Below are 1,409 nucleotides of genomic sequence, written 5' to 3'. Positions count from 1 at the left end.
WTTTNNNNAATTATTTTTTTCATTAATTATTTACCTCCATATATTAAAAATATACCTAATTTTAGGTATATTTTATAAATATCAAGAGTTTTCGACAAAATTAAAGAAATACTTTATTATCATAATAATATTTTAGGATATAATATTCTTTATAAAAGAAGGGAGGAAACAACTTTTATGGCAGTAGGAACAATGAGCGGCGATGTTAAAAATTTGCTTGCAAAAGATCATCTTCAAGTTGGTGACAAAGTGTCATTTAAAGCTGATATGGTTGATTGACAAGATTTTGAATTAGCAACCATAACAAAAGAATATAAAGTTATTTCCGCAGTACCTAGTATAGATACTAGTGTTTGTTTAACACAATCAAAACAATTTAATGAAACAATTATTAGTAAATATCCTAATTTTCAATTAATAACAATTTCACGTGATTTGCCATTTGCTTTGAAACGAGCATGTGAAGCTTTTATTAATTCAAACCATATTCTATTATCTGATACTAATTATCGTGAATTTGGAACACAAACAAAATTATACTTTCCATTTAATAACTTATTAGCACGAAGTGTAATGGTTTTAGATCAAGACAATAAAATTATTTATTTACAAATTGTTTCACCAATTTCTTCTGAACCAAATTATGACGAAGTTTATCAATTTTTAGATACTCTTCAAAAATAAAAACTTGTAATGAAATAAAAAAATGTTTCTTTTAACTGGAAATACCCAGTTAAAAGAAACATTTTTAATTTAAATATTGAGAACATTAACTATTTGAAAAATAATATTTATTTAACTTAATTTGTTAAATTGTTCTTCTAAAAAAGATATTGCTGTTTTTAATAAATCAAGTTTTGTTTTTGACATTGATTTAATTCCATGAGAAGTTAATGTTTGTAATTGATTTTCAAGTTCTATTAAGGCAAATTTTAATTGTGCTTTTTTTCTTCACTAATATTTTTTAAGTTATTAATTTTTCTTTTTAATGTTGATAATCGATTTTGAAGACTTTTAATTTCATTTTCATGCATTGCATTACAAGCAATAGCATTACTTGCTCCAATTGCCGAAAAACTAATTGCTCCTAGAATTGCTAAAATTTTTTTCATTTTTTATATGTTTCCTTTCTATTCGATTAATATTATAGATAATCTTATTGTATTTTTTTGGCCGTATAAAAAAATTGGGGTTTTGGAAAAAAACTCGGAAATTGAATAAGAATAATAAATTAAACCATTTTAGTAAATGGTTTTTTTATTTGTAAAACCAAAATTATTAATTGATTCAGAGAAAGGACAGTATCTTAAATATTTACAAAAAAACTATAACAACTTTTTGATACCCTCTTTAAGTTGTTTACACATTTATTAAATATCTTAGAAATCTTTACAAAGTGTACCTGKTTT

At 23.2% G+C, this 1,409-nt stretch carries 2 protein-coding genes; one reads left to right on the top strand and one right to left on the bottom strand.

The genetic code is table 4. The features are described 5' to 3' along the window. Positions 1–177: 177 nt before the first annotated feature. Entirely contained in the window at positions 178–684 is a 507-nt protein-coding gene (locus tag EHV01_RS05585; RefSeq protein WP_422066596.1) for a peroxiredoxin, read from the top strand. Between the two features lie 248 nt (positions 685–932). On the opposite strand, the gene EHV01_RS05580 is transcribed toward EHV01_RS05585, so the two are convergent. Continuing rightward, entirely contained in the window at positions 933–1,112 is a 180-nt protein-coding gene (locus EHV01_RS05580) for a lipoprotein (RefSeq protein WP_422066595.1), read from the bottom strand. Positions 1,113–1,409 lie beyond the last annotated feature (297 nt).

It is taken from the genome of Spiroplasma sp. hy2, from assembly GCF_044714365.1.
GTDB lineage: Bacteria > Bacillota_I > Bacilli_A > Mycoplasmatales > Mycoplasmataceae > Spiroplasma > Spiroplasma phoeniceum.
The sequence above is the reverse complement of the archived record's forward strand: the minus strand, read 5'-3'. Positions and strand labels throughout refer to the sequence as shown.